13 protein-coding genes are annotated in these 16,954 nt (G+C 70.5%); 7 read left to right on the forward strand and 6 right to left on the reverse strand.

What is annotated here, in order from left to right:
• Positions 1-84 precede the first annotated feature (84 nt).
• The 7 genes from ACFYQ6_RS08595 (at position 85) to ACFYQ6_RS08625 (ending at position 7,687) form a co-directional block, all read left to right on the forward strand.
• Positions 85-1,053: an NADPH:quinone oxidoreductase family protein gene (locus ACFYQ6_RS08595; RefSeq protein WP_388761770.1), complete on the forward strand. Its 969-nt coding sequence runs from the start codon at positions 85-87 to the stop codon at positions 1,051-1,053.
• Positions 1,050-2,240, forward strand: coding sequence for an acyl-CoA dehydrogenase family protein (locus ACFYQ6_RS08600; RefSeq protein WP_361576579.1), 1,191 nt, complete (start codon positions 1,050-1,052; stop codon positions 2,238-2,240). Before ACFYQ6_RS08595 ends, ACFYQ6_RS08600 begins: the two co-directional genes overlap by 4 nt.
• Positions 2,237-3,358, forward strand: a complete 1,122-nt coding sequence (locus ACFYQ6_RS08605; RefSeq protein WP_388761774.1) for an acyl-CoA dehydrogenase family protein — start codon at positions 2,237-2,239, stop codon at positions 3,356-3,358. Before ACFYQ6_RS08600 ends, ACFYQ6_RS08605 begins: the two co-directional genes overlap by 4 nt.
• A gap of 262 nt (positions 3,359-3,620) precedes the next feature.
• Positions 3,621-4,517 (forward strand): phosphatidylinositol-specific phospholipase C/glycerophosphodiester phosphodiesterase family protein, encoded by an 897-nt coding sequence (locus ACFYQ6_RS08610; protein ID WP_388761777.1) that lies wholly within the window; start codon positions 3,621-3,623, stop codon positions 4,515-4,517.
• Between the two features lie 125 nt (positions 4,518-4,642).
• Complete coding sequence (locus tag ACFYQ6_RS08615; RefSeq protein ID WP_356741160.1) at positions 4,643-4,837, forward strand: hypothetical protein; 195 nt, start codon at positions 4,643-4,645, stop codon at positions 4,835-4,837.
• Positions 4,838-4,997: 160 nt separating this feature from the next.
• Positions 4,998-5,747: a hypothetical protein gene (locus ACFYQ6_RS08620; RefSeq protein WP_388761781.1), complete on the forward strand. Its 750-nt coding sequence runs from the start codon at positions 4,998-5,000 to the stop codon at positions 5,745-5,747.
• Between the two features lie 74 nt (positions 5,748-5,821).
• On the forward strand, positions 5,822-7,687 hold the full coding sequence (locus ACFYQ6_RS08625) for a glycoside hydrolase family 15 protein (protein WP_388761784.1): 1,866 nt from the start codon (positions 5,822-5,824) through the stop codon (positions 7,685-7,687).
• Here ACFYQ6_RS08625 and ACFYQ6_RS08630 read toward each other — a convergent pair.
• The 6 genes from ACFYQ6_RS08630 to ACFYQ6_RS08655 all read right to left on the reverse strand — a co-directional run bounded on the left by ACFYQ6_RS08630 (position 7,612) and on the right by ACFYQ6_RS08655 (position 16,951).
• Positions 7,612-8,406: a class I SAM-dependent methyltransferase gene (locus ACFYQ6_RS08630; RefSeq protein WP_388761787.1), complete on the reverse strand. Its 795-nt coding sequence runs from the start codon at positions 8,404-8,406 to the stop codon at positions 7,612-7,614. The genes ACFYQ6_RS08625 and ACFYQ6_RS08630 overlap by 76 nt on opposite strands.
• Entirely contained in the window at positions 8,403-9,653 is a 1,251-nt protein-coding gene (locus ACFYQ6_RS08635; RefSeq protein WP_388761790.1) for an aminotransferase class I/II-fold pyridoxal phosphate-dependent enzyme, read from the reverse strand. The genes ACFYQ6_RS08630 and ACFYQ6_RS08635 overlap by 4 nt, the downstream gene beginning before the upstream one ends.
• Positions 9,654-9,674: 21 nt before the next feature.
• On the reverse strand, positions 9,675-12,761 hold the full coding sequence (locus ACFYQ6_RS08640) for a putative bifunctional diguanylate cyclase/phosphodiesterase (RefSeq protein ID WP_388761792.1): 3,087 nt from the start codon (positions 12,759-12,761) through the stop codon (positions 9,675-9,677).
• A gap of 163 nt (positions 12,762-12,924) precedes the next feature.
• Positions 12,925-14,592 (reverse strand): right-handed parallel beta-helix repeat-containing protein, encoded by a 1,668-nt coding sequence (locus ACFYQ6_RS08645; RefSeq protein ID WP_388761795.1) that lies wholly within the window; start codon positions 14,590-14,592, stop codon positions 12,925-12,927.
• Between the two features lie 5 nt (positions 14,593-14,597).
• Positions 14,598-15,578, reverse strand: a complete 981-nt coding sequence (locus ACFYQ6_RS08650) for an NAD-dependent epimerase/dehydratase family protein (RefSeq protein WP_388761798.1) — start codon at positions 15,576-15,578, stop codon at positions 14,598-14,600.
• Positions 15,575-16,951 carry a UDP-glucose dehydrogenase family protein gene (locus ACFYQ6_RS08655; protein WP_388761801.1) on the reverse strand — a complete coding sequence of 459 codons (1,377 nt, stop codon included), beginning with the start codon at positions 16,949-16,951 and terminating at the stop codon, positions 15,575-15,577. The genes ACFYQ6_RS08650 and ACFYQ6_RS08655 overlap by 4 nt, the downstream gene beginning before the upstream one ends.
• Positions 16,952-16,954: the final 3 nt, after the last annotated feature.

The following is a 16,954-nucleotide window of genomic DNA, read 5'->3' on the forward strand; positions in this document are numbered from 1 at the left end:
GCGCGAGGTGTTCCCAGAAAGGCAAGCGACCGCTTAGTATGCGCCGGAGCAGTGGTAATGCCGAGAGTGTTGTGGAGGCCCCTCATGCAGGCATGGCGAGTGCACCGGAACGGCGAACCGAGCGAGGTGATGGAGCTCGAAGAGGCGGACCGGCCCACCCCCGGCGACGGGCAGGTGCTGCTGAAGGTACGCGCGGCGAACATCAACTTCCCCGACGCGCTGCTCTGCCGTGGCCAGTACCAGGTACGGCCCCCGCTGCCCTTCACCCCCGGCGTGGAGATCTGCGGCGAGACGGAGGACGGGCGCCGTGTACTCGCCACCCCCGCCCTCCCGGACGGCGGCTTCGCCGAGTACGTCGTCGCGGACGAGGCGGCCCTGCTGCCGGCTCCCGACGCCCTGGACGACGCCGAGGCCGCGGCACTCCACATCGGCTACCAGACCGGCTGGTTCGGGCTGCACAGGCGGGCCCGGCTCCAGGCCGGGGAGACGCTGCTGGTGCACGCGGCGGCGGGCGGCGTGGGCAGCGCGGCCGTCCAGCTGGGCAAGGCCGCCGGCGCCACCGTCATCGGAGTCGTCGGCGGGCCGGAGAAGGCGGCGATCGCCCGCGAACTGGGCTGCGACCTCGTCATCGACCGCCGGAGCGAGGACATCGTCGCGGTGGTGAAGGAGGCCACCGGCGGGCGCGGCGCGGACGTTGTCTACGACCCGGTCGGCGGAGACGCCTACGCCAAGTCCGTCAAGTGCATCGCCTTCGAGGGACGCGTCATCGTCGTCGGCTTCGCGAGCGGCACCATCCCCACCCCCGGTCTCAACCACGCGCTGGTCAAGAACTACTCCATCGTGGGACTGCACTGGGGTCTCTACAACACCAAGGACCCCGCCGCCGTGCGCGCCTGCCATGACGAGCTCACCAAGCTCGCGGCGCAGGGCGTCATCAAGCCGCTGATCAGCGAACGCGTCCCGATGGCCGACGCCGCACGCGCGGTGCAGCGGGTCGCGGACGGCACCAGCACCGGCCGTATCGTCGTCCTGCCGTCAGGAGGAACCCGATGAGCACCGCCATCGACGCGGCACAGATCCGCGGCCTCACCCAGGAACTGCTGGCCGCCCACCCGCCGGCCTCCACCGGGCGCACCGACTTCCTCAAGGCGCGCTTCGACGCCGGACTGGCATGGGTGCACTACCCGGTCGGACTGGGCGGACTCGACGCACCCCGCTCACTGCAGCCCGTGGTGGATGCCGAACTCGCCGCGGCCGGCGCGCCCGACAACGACCCGCGCCGCATCGGCATCGGCCTCGGCATGGCCGCACCGACCATTCTCGGCTACGGGACCGACGAGCAGAAGCAGCGCTTCCTCCGCCCGCTGTGGGTGGGGGAGGAGGTGTGGTGCCAGCTCTTCAGCGAGCCCGGGGCCGGCTCCGACCTCGCCGCCCTGGGCACCCGTGCCGTCCGGGACGGCGAGGACTGGGTGGTCGACGGGCAGAAGGTCTGGACGTCCAGCGCCCATGTGGCCCGCTGGGCGATCCTGATCGCCCGCACCGACCCGGACCTCCCCAAGCACCGGGGCATCAGTTACTTCATCTGCGACATGAGCGACCCGGGCGTCGAGGTCCGGCCGCTCCGCCAGATCACCGGCGAGGCGGAGTTCAACGAGGTCTTCCTCACGGGCGTACGCATCCCGGACAGCAGGCGCCTCGGCCCGGTCGGCGAAGGCTGGAAGGTCGCCCAGACCACCCTGATGAACGAGCGCGTCTCGATCGGCGGAGCCCGCATCCCCCGCGAGGGCGGCATGATCGGCACCGTCGCGAAGACCTGGCGCGAACAGCCCGGCCTGCGCACCCACGACCTCCACCAGCGGCTGCTGACGCTGTGGGTCGAGGCCGAGGTCGCCAGGCTCACCGGCGAACGTCTGCGCCAGCAACTCGTCGCCGGGCAGCCCGGCCCCGAAGGCTCCGGCATGAAGCTCGCGTTCGCCCGCCTCAACCAGGAGATCAGCGGCCTCGAGGTCGAACTCCTCGGTGACCAAGGGCTGTTGTACAGCGACTGGACCATGCGCCGACCCGAGCTCGTCGACTTCACGGGGCGCGACGCCGGCTATCGCTATCTGCGCTCCAAGGGCAACTCCATCGAGGGCGGTACGAGCGAGGTCCTGCTCAACATCGTCGCCGAGCGCGTCCTCGGTCTGCCCGTCGAGCCGCGTAACGACAAGGACGTCGCCTGGAAGGATCTTGCCCGATGACCGCACAGACCGAACCCGTCCAGGCGCCCGACCTGCTGTACTCGGAGGCCGAGGACGACCTCCGGTCCGCCGTGCGCTCGCTGCTCGGCGACCGGGCCGACGCGCCGACGGTGATCGCCGCGATCGAGTCCGACACGTCGTACGACCTGCGCCTGTGGGAGTCGCTCGCCGCCGGCATCGGCGCGGCCGGGCTGCTCGTGCCGGAGAAGCTGGGCGGTCAGGGAGCCACCCACCGCGAGGCCGCCGTGGTCCTGGAGGAGCTGGGCCGCAGCGTCGCCCCGGCGCCGTACCTGACCAGTTCCGTGGTCGCCACCGAGATCCTGCTCGCCCTCGGCGCCGGGAACGGCCCCGCCGCCGAACTCCTCGGTGAGCTCGCGGCCGGCCGTAGGATCGCCGTCCTCGCTCTGCCCTTCGCCACGCCCGCCGCCGATGGTGAAGGAACCTTCACCGGCGCCCTCGACCGGACCGTGCCCGGGGTCGCCGACGCGGCGGCGGCCGACGTGCTCCTCGTCCCCACCGCGGAGGGCCTGTACGCGGTGGAGACCGGCGGCACGGGTGTCGGCGTCGAGCCGCTCGTCCCGCTCGACCTGACCCGGCCGCTCGCCACGGTCACCCTCGCCGGGGCCACCGGGACCCGGCTGGCGGACGCCGGGCCTGCGGCCCAGGCCGTGACGCGGGGCCTCCTGGCCGGGGCGGGGCTCCTCGCGTCCGAACAGCTCGGGCTCGCCGAGTGGTGCCTGACCGAGACGGTCCGGTACACCCGTGAGCGCCACCAGTTCAACCGGCCGGTGGGGTCGTTCCAGTCGCTCAAGCACCGGATGGCAGAGCTCTGGCTGGAGGTCGTCTCCGCGCGCGCCGCCGCCCGTAACGCGGCCGACGCGTTGGCCACCGGCAGCCCGGACGCGCCGCTCGCCGTGGCCGTGGCGCAGGCGTACTGCTCCAGGGTCGCGGTCCACGCGGCGGAGGAGTGCGTCCAGCTGCACGGCGGGATCGGGATGACCTGGGAACACCCCGCCCACCTGTACCTGAAGAGGGCCAAGGCCGACTCGATCGCATACGGCACGGCGGGACGGCATCGCGAGACGGTCGCCGAGCTCATGGAGCTCCCTGCTCCCTGATCTCCGCTCCTGAGCGCCGGCCGGGGGCCGACCCTGAGTGCCGGCCGAGGGCGGGGGCACGTGAGACACGTGCTCCCGCCCTACCGTCGCGTCTGGTGCCGGGCAGCGACGGGGTGGGGGGGGAACGGAAGGCGCAGCGCAGCCGACGGGCGGACGACGAGGGCCCCAACTCTTGGCAGGTACCTGCCTTTCAGGCCATCCCCGCCTCCATACTCGTCGCGTCCGCCCGCTCTGCCCGCCTCCCTGCTTCAGGAGACCCCCCATGGCACACCTGACCCGTCGCAGAGTCGTCGCCACCGCCCTCGCCGCCACGGCCGCAGGCGTGTTCATCCCCTCCCAGGTCGCCAACGCTGCACCAGCCACTGCGGCGACCGGGCGGCCCGTGGGACGCCGCCCGCTCGCCCAGGCGCACGCCCACAACGACTACCTGCACCCGCACCCGCTCCACGACGCCCTCGCGCACGGTTTCACGAGCGTGGAGGCGGACATCTTCCTCGTCGACGGCGAACTGCTCGTCGCCCATGAGGCGGAGACCCTCGACCCCTCACGCACCCTCACACGGCTCTACCTCGACCCGCTGCTGGCCCTGGTGCGTGCCCATCACGGATCCGTCCACGCGGGGCACCGTGCTCCGCTGCAACTGCTGATCGACATCAAGACCGACGGCGCCGCCGCCTACCTCGCCCTGGACGATGTCCTCCGGCGCTACCGGCACATGCTCACCCGGTCCGTCCAGGGCCGGGTCCGCACCGGCGCGGTCACTCCCGTCATCTCGGGCGACCGCGCGGCCCGTGCCCCCATGGAGGCGCAGACCACCCGGTACGCGTTCTACGACGGCCGGCCCGACGACCTCGGCAGCGCGGCGCCCGCCTCCTTCATCCCGCTGATCAGCGGCAACTGGACCCAGAGCTTCGGCTGGCTGGGCACCGGCCCCTTCCCCGCCGCCGAGCGGGACCGGCTGCACGCCCTGGTCTCCACCGCCCACCGTGCCGGACAGCGAGTCCGCTTCTGGGGCACGCCCGACGTGGCTGGCCCGCAGCGCGACGCCGTGTGGACCGAGCTCCTCGCCGCGGGCGTCGACCACCTCAACACGGACGACCTCGCCGGGCTCGAGGCCTTCCTCCGCCTCCGCGGGAGCCGTGACGGAAAGGCCCGCTGACCGAGCCTGCGGTCACCGTGCGTCAACACCCGTTCAGCCGACACGCCAGTGCGCCGAACGGCCGCCCCACTGCGCCACACTGGCGGCCGAATGCCGCAAATCCGGCGCGGCGGAGGAGGTTGGCCATGGCCGTTTCGATCTCAGTGGTGCTGCTCCTGCTGATCCTCGCAGTGATCTTCCTGCGCAACGGCGGGCTCAAGGTCTCGCACGCGATCGTCTGCGCCCTGCTCGGGTTCCTTCTCGCGGGCACGAGCATGGCCCCCACCATCCACGAAGGGATCACCGCCACCGCGAACGTCGTGAGTGACCTGCGGCCCTGACGGCCTCCCCTCTCCAGGTGGGAGAATGTCGTCCCGATCGTGGCAGAGTGCCGCACGGGTCCCGTACAGGGCGATACCGTCGTACGCGGGCCCCTGTGCGCGCTTCGTCGACATGGCTCGGACCTGACCGATCCCGGCCACGCACCTGGAGAACGCAGCAATGTCATTTCCACCCCCCGGACGGCAGTCGGGCGCCGCGCACCACGAGTACTGCAACAACGCGCTGTGCTGTCGGTGCCAGCAGCGGCAGTGGACGACGAAACTCGGCGACGAACGGCTCTGCGGCCCCTGCGCGGCCTGCTGCCGTGACTGCGGGCGGGCTCCCGCCCCGCACGTGGACGGGCTCGACGACGGACTCTGCGCGGAATGCCGTGGCCAGTGCGGCCGGTGCCAGCGGCGGCTGCCTCCAGAGGGCCCCTGCCCCTGCAGGAAGTGGCAGTCGCGCGCGGGCGGCGACCCGGTCGCCTACATCCTCCAGGCGCTTCCGCAACCGCTGGTCCAGGCGCTCGGCCACCGGCACCCCCGAACGGTGCACGACCTGATCCACCGGGAACTCGCCCGGCGCACCCCGAACCAGCTTCTGGAACGGGTCGAGCGCCGGTGGAACGTCCGCTGGTCCCACGCCCTGCACGAGAAGGACGAGGACGGCAGGCGCCGGTGGGCGCCGCAGGAGGTCGCCGAGGCCCTCGTCAGCCCCAGCCGCTGCGCGAACCCGCACTGTGAGGACGGCTACCTGCTCACCACCGACACCCCGTGCGGCCAGTGTCTGCGGCCCACTCACCGCTTCGTCACCTCCGTGGCCGACCGCACGGCGACCTCGGACCACGCCCGTGCGGCCGCCGCGCACATCCGGCGGGCGCTCGTCGAAGGCCGCTCCGTCAAGCCCGGCAGGCGGGGGCCCGCAGGCTGACCCACGTGCGGCGGGACGCGAGGAGAACTAAAATGGCCACAGCGCGGCAATGAGCACGACGGCGTAGTCCCATCATGAATGAGAACATCGAGGACTACGCCCTGATAGGCGACCTGGAAACCGCGGCCATGATCGGCCGCGACGGGTCGATCGACTGGTTGTGCCTGCCGCGTTTCGACTCTCCCGCCTGTTTCGCCGCCCTTCTGGGCACGGGCGAGAACGGCTTCTGGCGTGTCTCACCCGCCGGAGCGGCCCTGTGCACCCATCGCGCCTACCGGGCCGGCACCCTGGTCCTGGACACGGTCTGGGACACCCCGTCGGGCAGGGTGCGCGTCACGGACTTCATGCCCCCGCGGGTGGTGCGCCCCTGCATCGTGCGGATGGTCGAAGGGCTGTCCGGTTCCGTCTCCATGCGCAGCGAACTCAAGCTGCGTTTCCACCAGGGGCGCATCGTCCCGTGGGTGCGTGCCACCGGACGCTTCACCGTGGCGACGGCGGGCCCCGACTCCACATGGTTGGGCACGCAAGGCCCGGTACGGATGTCGGACGGACCGGACTCCACGGTCGGTGACTTCACGCTTTCGGCGGGGGACCAGGTGACGCTGCAACTGGTCTGGGCGCCGTCCCACCTGCCTGATGTGCCCCCGGCGCTCCGCATCCCAGCGGCGACGATGCTCAGGGAGACCCAGAGCTTCTGGCGGTGCTGGGTCTCCCGGTGTCGGTACCAGGGACCCAGGCGAGAGGCGGTGGTGCGGTCGCTGATCACGCTCAAGGCACTGATCTACGCGCCGACCGGCAGCGTTGTCGCCGCACCCACCACCTCGCTCCCCGAGCAGCTCGGCGGCGAGCGCAACTGGGACTACCGCCACTGCTGGCTGCGCGACTCCACTCTCGCCCTCTCCTGCCTGCTGCGCAGCGGCTACCAGGAGGAGGCGACCGCGTGGCTCGACTGGCTGCTGCGCACGACCGCGGGCGGCCTCTCCGGCCTTCAGAGCGTGTACGGCCTGGGCGGCGAACGGCTGCTGCCGGAGACCGAAGCGCCCTGGCTCTCCGGCTACGAGGGATCGCGTCCGGTGCGGTTCGGCAATGCCGCCGTGGAGCAGTACCAGCTGGATGTCTACGGCGAAGTGCTGGACACCCTCTACTGGGCCCTCCGGGCAGGGGTCACGATGAAGCCGCAGATGTGGAGTCTGGTGAAGGTGCTGATGGGCTACCTGCTGGTTCACTGGCGGGATCCCGATCAAGGGCTCTGGGAGGTCCGGGGGCCACGACGGCACTTCGTCCACTCCAAGGTCATGTCGTGGGTGGCGGCCGACCGGGCCCTGAGGATAGGTGAGATGCTCGGCAGGAACGGCACGTCGAAGGAGTGGCGGGCGATGAAGGACACGGTGCACCGGGAGGTGTGCCGGGAAGGCTGGGACGGCAGCCGTGGGTCGTTCGTGCAGACCTACGGCGGGACCGCTCTGGACGCCTCGGCCCTGCTGATTCCGGGGCTCGGCTTCCTCCCCGCCGACGACGTCAGAGTGCGGGGGACGGTCCGCGCGATGCGGGCGCTCGACCAGGACGGCTTCCTGTACCGGTACAGGCACACGGGAGCCGGGGTCGACCGCGTGGACGGCATGCCGGGATCAGAATGTCCCTTCGTGGCGTGTTCGCTCTGGTACGCCGACGCGCTGGCGGCCACGGGAGATCTGGACGAGGCCCAGACGGTGTTCGAGCGCGTGCTGGGTGTCCGCAACGACGTGGGGCTGCTCTCCGAACAGTGGGACCCGGCGGGGCGACGGCAACTCGGCAACACACCGCAGGCGTTCAGCCACATCTCCTTGGTGGAGACCGCGTTCGCCATGCAGCGGGCTTCGCACGGTCACACGGGCCGGGACGCAGACGAGCGCTCCTCCCTCCGCACCGCGGTGAGCAGCAGCATGCCGGAGTCCCCGTAGTCCGGGAGGCTGGGGTCGGCGTCGATGCGGGTGACGGCCAGGCGTTCGGCGTGAGGTGCGAACGCCTCCGAGACCAGGTCCCGGTCCACCGGAAAGCCCGGCCACTGGGATGCCGGACCGATGCGGTAGGTGGGCATGTTCTCCATGAACGCGGCGACCAGGTGCCCGCCCGGTGTCACGGAGTTGATGAAGAGCCGGCAGAAGTCGAGGAACTCGGTGTGGTCCTCGGTCACGCCCTCGGCCACGAAGTGCATGGACGCGAGGCCGTACGCACCGGGCTCGACGGTCCGGATGTCGCCGTGGACGACGTGGACCGCGCGCAGTGCCTCCGCCGGCGTGACGGGCAGGGACGGATCGAGCCGTCTGCACAGGTCGTGGAACACCGACCATGACGGGTCGGGCGGTCCGGCTACCTGCTGCTCCAGATAGCTGACACATTTCGCACTCGTCTCCACGGCATCGATGTGCCGGCTCACGGCGGAGGCGAGCATGAGGGGATACAGGTTGGGGCCGGCGCCGAACTCCAGGGAGCGGGCCACGCTCCCGGGCGCGAGGTGGCGGTAGAAGGCGGAGTGGTGGGAGATGACCGCCGCGTCCGAGGGGTGCAGCTCACGGTAGTTCTCCGCGAGGTAGTTCTCGACGGGCCAGCTGTCCCAGTCGACGTGGTCGTTGAGTACCGGAGGTGTTCCGGCCGGATGCGCGGACACGATGCGGCTCATCTCCCGTCGGTCAGGGCGAAACGGTGGGACAGCCCGGTCAGCGCGTCGTTGAGCTGCTCGATGTCCTCATCGGTATTCAGTGCTGTGATCTGTACGCGGAAGCCCACCTGGTCGCGGGGGACCAAAGGATAGGCGGCCAGGGTCACGTAGATGCCCTGTTCCCAGAGGTACTCGGCGACCGCGTGGATGTCTGCTCCGCTGCCCAGCGGAACCTCCACGATCGGCAGCCGGTCCGTGTTGAGCGTCGGCAGACCGAGATCGCCGAGATGATCCAGTACCCGGACGGTCTTGCGGTACAGGCCGGCACGGACGGTGTCCCCCCGCCGATCGTTGACCTCCAGACCGGCGAGTGCCGTGGCGAGCGACGCGGTCGGCGAGGGGCCGGAGTACAGGTAGGGTCCGGCGTCGACCTTCAGACGGTTCTTCAGCCGGGTGGGCAGGGCCAGGAAGGCGAGCAGCGAGGAGTACGCCTTGGAGAACCCCCCGACGAGCACGATGCCGTCGTAGGTCTCTCCGGTGTGCCGGACAACGCTGTTGCCACGGGCTCCGTACGGGCAGGACTCGGAGTCGGCGCGCTCCCCGACCACGCCGAACCCGTGGGCGTCGTCCACGTAGAGCGTCGCGTTCCCGCGTCTGCAGACCGCGGCCAGAGCCGGCAGGTCGGGGATGTTGCCGCTCATGCTGTTCACCCCGTCCAGGCAGACCAGGCCCGGTGGCTGCGGTGGGTTCCGGGCGAGCAGCGCCTCCAGTTCCTCGGGGCGATCGGCCCGGAATCGGTGCAGTGCCGCTCCCTTCGCCTTGGCGGCGAGACATCCGTCGTACACGGTCCGGTGCGCGGCTGCCTCGACGTAGACGTGTCCCTGACCGGCGAGAACGGGGATGACCGAGGCGTGGATGAGAGTCGCCGTCGGCAGCAGCAGGGTGTCCGGGGCACCGAGCAGAGCGGCCAACCGCTCCTCAATGTCCACGTACAGCCGCGGGCTGCCGAGCAGCCTCGACCAGCTGGGGTGCGTGCCCCAGCGGCGCACGGCAGGTTCGATCGCGGCGATGATCTCCGGGTCACGGTCGAAGCCCAGGTAGTTGCACGACGCGAAGTCGACGAGCCAGTGGTCGCCACAGCGGATGTGCCGGCCGTCGACCTCGTCCAGGACGGCGTCGCACATCGGACTGGTCCGCCGGAGTCTGTCCAGGTCCTCCCAGCGCGCGTGGTGCGGCGAATCCGCGGGCACAGCTGCGGTGTCACGCATGAAGGTCCTTTCCCGGCCGGGTCATCGGGGAGTGGTGCCGTTCCGGCTCAGCAGATGTCCGCCCTGCTCCACGGTCATGGGCCGAGCGAAGAGAAACCCCTGTCCGCACCGGCATCCCATGGCCGTCAGCAGATCGCGTTGGGCCGCGTTCTCGATACCCTCCGCGATCACCTGCATCCCGAGAGTGTCGGCGATGCGCAGGATGCCCTCGACCAGTCCGAGCTCCTTGCTGTCCGCGGCGATGTCGTCGATGAACGACTTGTCGATCTTGAGCACGTCGACGGGGAACTCCCGCAGATAGCGCAGCGAGGCGTAGCCCGTCCCGAAGTCGTCGATCGCGATGCGCACGCCCATGCCCCTCAGTTGGCTCATGACCGAGCGGGTACGCGCCGGCTCGGTCACGAGAGCGGTTTCCGTCAGCTCCAGCTGCAGCGAGCCCGGCGCGAGACCGGAGGTCTCCATGACGTCGCCCACCTTGCGCACGAAGCCCTGATCCCGGAACTGCAACGCGGAGACGTTCACGCTGGCGTAGGGAGCGGGAGAGGAACCCGACACCTGTTGCAGACGGGCGACATCGGTCGCGGCATGCCTCAGCACCCAGGCCCCGAGCATGTTGATCTGCCCGCTCTCCTCCGCGATGCTAATGAACTGCTGGGGCGGCAGCAGCCCGTGGCGCACGTGCGACCAACGCACCAGCGCCTCGAAGCCGACGACGGCCTCACCTGCGGCGATGTCCACGACGGGCTGATAGCGCAGAGTGAACTGGTTCTCGGCTATGGCGGAGTCCATCGCCGACTGCAGTTCGTGCCGTTCCATCATGCGCACGTGAAGCCGCGGCTGGTAGCGGTGCCACCGGTGTTTTCCCGCGGCCTTGGCCGCGTACAGGGCCAGATCCGCACGGCCGAGCAGTTCCTCGGTGTCCACGCTGTCCATGCCCGTCGCCACACCCACGCTCACGGTCACGCTCACCGTTCCGTGCGGCAGTCTGAAGGGACGCGAGAGCGCCTGCACGACCTGTGCCGCCAGCAGTTCGGCGTCCAGCGGACGCTTCGCGTCCTCCATCAGCACCGCGAACTCGTCACCTCCCAGCCGGGCCGCGGTGTCGCTGCGGCGCAGCGCCGACGACAGCCGGTTGGCCACCGCCATGAGCAGCTGGTCGCCGACCGAGTGGCCCATCGAGTCGTTGACCAGCTTGAAGTCGTCGAGGTCGATGAAGAGCACGCAGGTGAGGGTCGATTCGCGCCGGCCGCGCAGCAACGCCCGCCCGATGCGCTCCAGCAACAGGGCCCGGTTGGGCAATCCGGTGAGCGAGTCGTGGAAGGCGCGCTGGGTGAGCTCGTGTTCCAGCGCACGCTGCTCCGTGACGTTCCGGAGGGTGACGACCAGTCCGTGGACCGTCGGGTCGTTGCGAAGGTTGCTGCACCGTACCTCCACCTCGACCGGGTCGCCCTCGTGAGGGATGCGCCAGTGGTCCTCGGTGCTCCGGCCGCTGCTCTCCCGCGTTCTCGCCAGGGTCCGGGCCGCCCGGTCGGCTTCGTTCGCCTCGACCAGAGAGGGAAGTGTTACGCCGTTCAACGGCACGCACCCGAAGACGGCGCTCGCCGAAGGACTCGCGTACCGCACCGCGTCGTCGTCGTCGATGATCAGGATCACGTCCGAACCGTTGCGCACGAGGGTCCGGAAGTAGGCTTCGCTCTTTCGCCGGATGATCTCCTCGCGCAGGGTGACCCGTTCCATCGCGAGCCCCGCTTGCGAGGCGAGGATCTCCACGGAGCTGCGGATCTCCGCGAGCTGTTTCTCGGGTCCCGCCGCGAGCAGGACGCCGGTCTGCGGCCCGGGGGAGGGGTGGTCGGGGTGGACCAGCGGACACACCAGAGTGGTGGGCAGCCTGCCCAGGGTGGCCACGATGCGGGGGTCGAGGCCGGTGGTGGGAACCTGCCGAGTGCCGCTGGGAGCGGGCGGTTCCGAGTTCGTCACCTCGTCCGCGACCGTGGTGGGGAGCGGATCCTCCGGCTCGTCGACCGGATCGGAGAGGATCAGCTGCGCGTACAGATCGGCGGAGTGCTGTGGTGACAGCAACAGGCTTCCGTGCGGGACCGAGGGGCCGAACAGGGCGTCCACCGCGGATTCGCAGGACAGTGCTATCTGCCGGGGCCGGTCAGCCGCCACCAGCGACGAGGACGCGTTGCGCATGGTGTGTTCGCGCACCAGGGCCTTCCGGTGGGCCACGACCATGCCCGCCAGCCGGAAGATGACCAGGAGGTAGAGGCCACCGGTGAAGGCCGCGATCACGGTCGCGTCGTAGGCAGTGCCCCAGACGGCTTCGACGAGCAGGATCGCCGGCGCGACCAGGGTCGCCACGGCCAGCAGCACCAGCCGCCTCGGCCGGGGCAGCACATGCTGGCGCTGCCGCGACCGGGCTGTCAGCGCGACCATCGAGGGATGCAGCGCGGCAAGTCCCCAGGCCGCGTAGAAGAGGACCCAGCCGATGTCGAGCAGCGTCCCCACGTGCCATGTGCTGTACAGCTGGAGGACGCTGTACAGGATGTCGAATCCGAGCAGGGCGGTCGTGCCGAGGACGAGGAGTCGCACCGACCTGTTGCCCCCCGCGGGCTGGCTGGGCGTGACCAGCCTGAAGAGCAGCGCCAGCACGAGGACGTCGCCGAGCGGGTAGGCCATGCTGATCGCGCGCTCCTGCCACGTCATCCCCTCGACGTGGGTGAGCGGCTGCATCAGGCTGACCCAGACCAGGAGGGCCAGCGCGCCGGTGAAGATCAGCGCGTCCAGGAGGCTGGGCAGATCCCGGTTCAGCCAGCGGTATCTCAACAGCCCCAGGAGCCCTGTGGCCAGCAGCGGATAGGTCAGGAGGTACGCGACGTCCGCCACCGAGGGGAACGGCGCGGCGATGTCCAGGTACTCCTCCATCACGTTGTAGACGGTGTCGCCCACCGCGAAGGAGAGAAGCCCGCACGCGAGGAACCACCACGGCCAGCGATGTGCGGGACGGTGCAGATGCACACCCGTCAGGACCGCCGCGAATCCACTCAGTCCGATCACGGCCCACAGAGGGGTGCGCAGATCGGCGAAAGCGAGGTACAGAGCGGTCACACACAGGACGAAAGCGGTGTACACGACCATGGGCCGATGTGCCCGAAGCACTGGCGAACGCCTCCCTGCGTTGCCGGACACCGAGCCGGGAGAACCCCCGTGGCTCGAGCGCGGAACCCTCATCGATCGTAGGCACGGCCCGCGCGGGACTGCACCTTCTCGCTCACGTACCTGAATCGGGGGCCCGGGGCACAGCGGCTCCGACCGGTGGGGGAACGGGCACCTCGTCGCCGAAGTAGTCGACATCCCCCGGATCCGTCCCGAACAGGGCCCGCAGGTCGAGTCCGTCCCGACCCGTGCACTCCGGGACGACAGCGGGCGCGTCACGGGCCGATCGGACGGTCGGCAGTTCTCCCCCGGCGAAGCACGGGTCGACGGTGAGCCCGGTCGCGTGCTGCCCCGTCCGCTCCTGGCCGGTGGCCGCGCGCCACGCGCTCAGATCCGGATACGTGCGGCTTCCCCAGTCGACCGACCATGCCCCGTCCGTCGTGAGGTAGTTGTTGCCTTGCAACGTGACGTCGGCAGGCCCGAGTCCGGTCTCCGCCGTGACCACCGGTCCGCGTTGGTTGACCAGGACGTTGTTGCGCAGGACGACGCCCTGCTCGCCCCGGCGCAGACGCAGGGCCGGTGCGTCTCCACGGCCGGCGTCGGGCATCACCACGGTGTTCTGATAGATCTGCAAGTCGCGGATGTCCTTGCCGTGCACCGCGATCCCGCCGTTGTGGGACAGCTTCCGTCCGTCGGAGGCACTGATGTTGTAGCGGATCGTGTTGTCGCGATGTGCCCCGTTGACCGTCCTCGAGAAGGCGTAGTAGCCGGGGCCGTCGTTACCGAACGCCAGGTTGTACTGCACCGTGGAGGACGAGACGTTGGAGTCCAGTCCGAAACCGGCCCCGTCGACATCGGAGCCGGTGTGGTTCCGGTAGGACACGTTCCGCTCGATCCGCACGGCCGTGGCGTCGTAGGCCCAGATCCCCACCGGTCCGGACCGCGCCTCGGCCGACGAGCGCGCGCCGTTGTCGTGGGCGCTGGACTCGCGCACCGTGGCGTCACGGACCGAGCCCAGAATGATCCCGTCGCCCGTGTGGCGGTGGGCGGCTGACGGATCACCCGGGTTGCGGAAGGCTTCGACGTGCTCGACGTCGATGTTCCGGTGCGTATAGGCGGGGTGGCGGGGGTCGAAGTCGGGGCCGTAGACGAGCAGTCCCGCATCCTTGTTGTCGTGCAGCCGGGCCTGGCGCACCGACACGTCCCTGAATCCGGCCTTCTCGTCCTTGCCGCCGATCGCCACACCTACCGCGAAGCCCGAGACCTCGATCCCGGACAGCTCGACGGGCCCCAGCCTCCCACCGCTCGGACGGTCGTTGTAGAGATTGATGCCGCCCTCGTCGGCTCGGGTGCCGCTCGTGCCGATCACGGTCAGGTCACTGATCTCCACGCCCGCCGTGTTGTGCACGGACACCCCCGGGCCGCCGGAGGCCTCGACGGTCGCACGCCCCTCCCCGTACGAGCCGATCAGGACGGGCGACCGCGTGTCGCCCGCCTCGTTCTCCTTGACCGTGACGGTCCCCTGGAAGCGGGCACCACCCTGCAGCAGCAACCGGTCGCCGGGTTCGAGCGCGACGCGCTCCGCCCTGGCGAGCGTCCGCCAGGCCTGACCCTCCGAGGTCCCGTCGTGCCGGTCGTCGCCCTCGGGACTCACGTAGTAGGTGCGCGTCGGTGAGTAGTGGGGTGTGTCGACGCAACTGGCCGCGCCCAGGGAAAGCGCCAGGGCGAGCAGGACGCCGGGAGTACGGCGTCCCAGGGCGGGAGTGGGGGGTAGCCGGCGCATTGGGGTCATGCCTCCACGGGCTCATGCACGGGATGGTGCAGCGGCCCTTCCGTGGGAACGGGCCGGGAGACGAACCAGCCGACCGTATGCCGCAGCCCCTCGTCGAGGGGGACGCGGGGGGCCCAGCCCAGCTGGGCCCGGGCCCGGGCGATGACGGGGCGTCGCCGGGTCGGATCGTCGACGGGCAGCGGCCGGTGCTCGATCGCCGAGGAGGAACCGGTGGCGCGGAGCACACGCTCGGCGAGCTCGCTCACCGTGCTCTCGCACGGATTGCCCAGATTGACCGGACCGCTGACTGAGCTGTCGATCATGGCGACGAGCCCGCGTACGAGGTCGTCGACATAGCAGAAGCTACGGGTCTGGCTGCCGTCCCCGTAGACGGTGAGGGGGCGGCCCTCCAGCGCCTCGCGGACGAACGTCGACACCACACGGCCGTCGTACGGCCGCATTCTGGGGCCGTAGGTGTTGAAGATCCGTACGATGCCGACGTCGGCGCCGAGGCTGCGCCTGTATGCCATGGCCAGTGCCTCGGCATAGCGCTTCGCCTCGTCGTACATGCTGCGGGGCCCGATCGGGTTCACCCGTCCCCAGTAGTCCTCGGGCTGCGGGTGTATCTCGGGATCGCCGTAGACCTCGCTCGTGGACGCGAGGACGAACCGGGCCCCGTGTCGCAGCGCCAGGCTCAGACAGTTCTCCGTACCCCGGCTGCCCACCGCGAGGGTCTCGACCGGGAGGCGGCCGTAGTCCGCCGGTGACGCGGGGCTCGCAAGGTGGGCCACGGCCTGTACGGGTCCGGGGACGTCGAAGGGCGAGGTCACGTCGGCCCGCAGAGCATGGAAGCCGGGCGCGTCACGGAGCCCGCTCACATTGTCGGGTTCCCCGGTGGAGAAATTGTCCAGGCACCAGACCGTGTCGCCCCTGCGGAGAAGCGCCTCGCACAGGTGGGAGCCCACGAAACCACCACCACCGGTCACCACGATCCTCATGACGCACCTCCTGCCACCAGCACCGGACGGCCGCTGGACTGTTCGGCGCCGGCTCCGGGCCCGTCGGGCCGCGGGCGCCCGAGACTGTGCATCGCCCACCCCGCCTGCTGCCAGATCCGCGCATCGAGACTGTTGCGCGCATCCAGCAGCGATGGTTCACGTACCACGAGGGCGAGGGCGGCCGGGTCGATCTGGCGGTACTCGGGCCACGCCGTCAGGTGCAGCACCAGATCGGCGTCGGCGCAGGCTTCGGGGACCGTCGAGACGTAGGCCGGCCCGGGACAGGCGGCACGTGCGTTCTCCAGCGCCTGCGGATCGTGTACGCGTACCTCGGCGCCCTCCTGTTGCAGGGTCGAGGCGACAGCGAGTGCGGGCGAGTCCCGGACGTCGTCGCTGCCCGGCTTGAAGGCCGCGCCGAAGACCGCGATGCGGCGGTCGGTCAGGGAACCGCCCATCAGGTCCCGCGCGAAGGCGACCGTCCGACGGCGCTGGCGCGTGTTGATGCGGTCGACCTCGTGCAGGAACGCGACCGCCTCACCCGCCCCGAGCTCCTCGGCACGGGCCGCGAACGCCCGGATGTCCTTGGGGAAGCAGCTGCCGCCGAAGCCCAGCCCCGGCTCCAGGAAGCGCTCACCGATGCGGGAGTCCGCGCCCACGGCCCGGGCGAGGACCGTCGCGTCGGCGTTCGCGACGGCGCAGACCTCGGACATGGCGTTGATGAAGGAGATCTTCGTCGCGAGGAAGGAGTTCGCCGCGACCTTGACGAGTTCGGCTGTGGCCGGGTCGGTGACGAAGAACGGCACCCCCGCCTGGATCATGGGCGCGTAGATCGTGCGCAGAGTCGTCTCCGCCTCCGCCGAGCCCACACCCACGACGAGCCTGTCCGGCCGCATCGTGTCGGCTACGGCGGAGCCCTCCCGCAGGAACTCGGGGTTCCACGCCACTTCGCTGCCCGGCGAGGTCGTGGCCAGTCCGCGCCCGATCCGGGCCGCCGTTCCGACCGGCACGGTGGACTTGCCCACGACGAGACTCCCCGGCCGCAGCCGTGGTGCCAGTGAGTCCAAGACGGCGTCGACGTACCGCAGATCCGCGGCCGCGCCGTCGTGGCACTGAGGTGTCCCCACGCACAGGAAGTGGGTGCGGGCGAAGGCCGCGCCCTCGTCCATGGAGGTGGTGAAGTGCAGGCGACCGGAGGCGATGGCACGGGCGAGCAGGTCATCCAGGCCGGCTTCGCACATCGGTGCGCGGCCTGCCGCCAAGGTGGCGACACGGGCGGCGTCGATGTCGATGCCGAGGACCTCGTGGCCGATGTCGGCCATGCAGGCGGCGTGCACCGTTCCCACGTATCCGGTGCCGATCACGGTCATGCGCATGAT

The organism is Streptomyces sp. NPDC005494, from assembly GCF_042872025.1.
Classification (GTDB): Bacteria; Actinomycetota; Actinomycetes; order Streptomycetales; family Streptomycetaceae; genus Streptomyces.

Excerpts from the sequence above, each read along its gene's own strand:
- ACFYQ6_RS08595 (WP_388761770.1), top strand. The coding sequence starts at position 85 with ATGCAGGCATGGCGAGTGCACCGGAACGGCGAACCGAGCGAGGTGATG.
- ACFYQ6_RS08630 (WP_388761787.1), bottom strand. The coding sequence starts at position 8,406 with ATGAGCCGCATCGTGTCCGCGCATCCGGCCGGAACACCTCCGGTACTC.
- ACFYQ6_RS08650 (WP_388761798.1), bottom strand. The coding sequence starts at position 15,578 with ATGAGGATCGTGGTGACCGGTGGTGGTGGTTTCGTGGGCTCCCACCTG.
- ACFYQ6_RS08635 (WP_388761790.1), bottom strand. The coding sequence starts at position 9,653 with ATGCGTGACACCGCAGCTGTGCCCGCGGATTCGCCGCACCACGCGCGC.
- ACFYQ6_RS08655 (WP_388761801.1), bottom strand. The coding sequence starts at position 16,951 with ATGCGCATGACCGTGATCGGCACCGGATACGTGGGAACGGTGCACGCC.
- ACFYQ6_RS08600 (WP_361576579.1), top strand. The coding sequence starts at position 1,050 with ATGAGCACCGCCATCGACGCGGCACAGATCCGCGGCCTCACCCAGGAA.
- ACFYQ6_RS08645 (WP_388761795.1), bottom strand. The coding sequence starts at position 14,592 with ATGCGCCGGCTACCCCCCACTCCCGCCCTGGGACGCCGTACTCCCGGC.
- ACFYQ6_RS08610 (WP_388761777.1), top strand. The coding sequence starts at position 3,621 with ATGGCACACCTGACCCGTCGCAGAGTCGTCGCCACCGCCCTCGCCGCC.
- ACFYQ6_RS08620 (WP_388761781.1), top strand. The coding sequence starts at position 4,998 with ATGTCATTTCCACCCCCCGGACGGCAGTCGGGCGCCGCGCACCACGAG.
- ACFYQ6_RS08615 (WP_356741160.1), top strand. The coding sequence starts at position 4,643 with ATGGCCGTTTCGATCTCAGTGGTGCTGCTCCTGCTGATCCTCGCAGTG.
- ACFYQ6_RS08625 (WP_388761784.1), top strand. The coding sequence starts at position 5,822 with ATGAATGAGAACATCGAGGACTACGCCCTGATAGGCGACCTGGAAACC.
- ACFYQ6_RS08605 (WP_388761774.1), top strand. The coding sequence starts at position 2,237 with ATGACCGCACAGACCGAACCCGTCCAGGCGCCCGACCTGCTGTACTCG.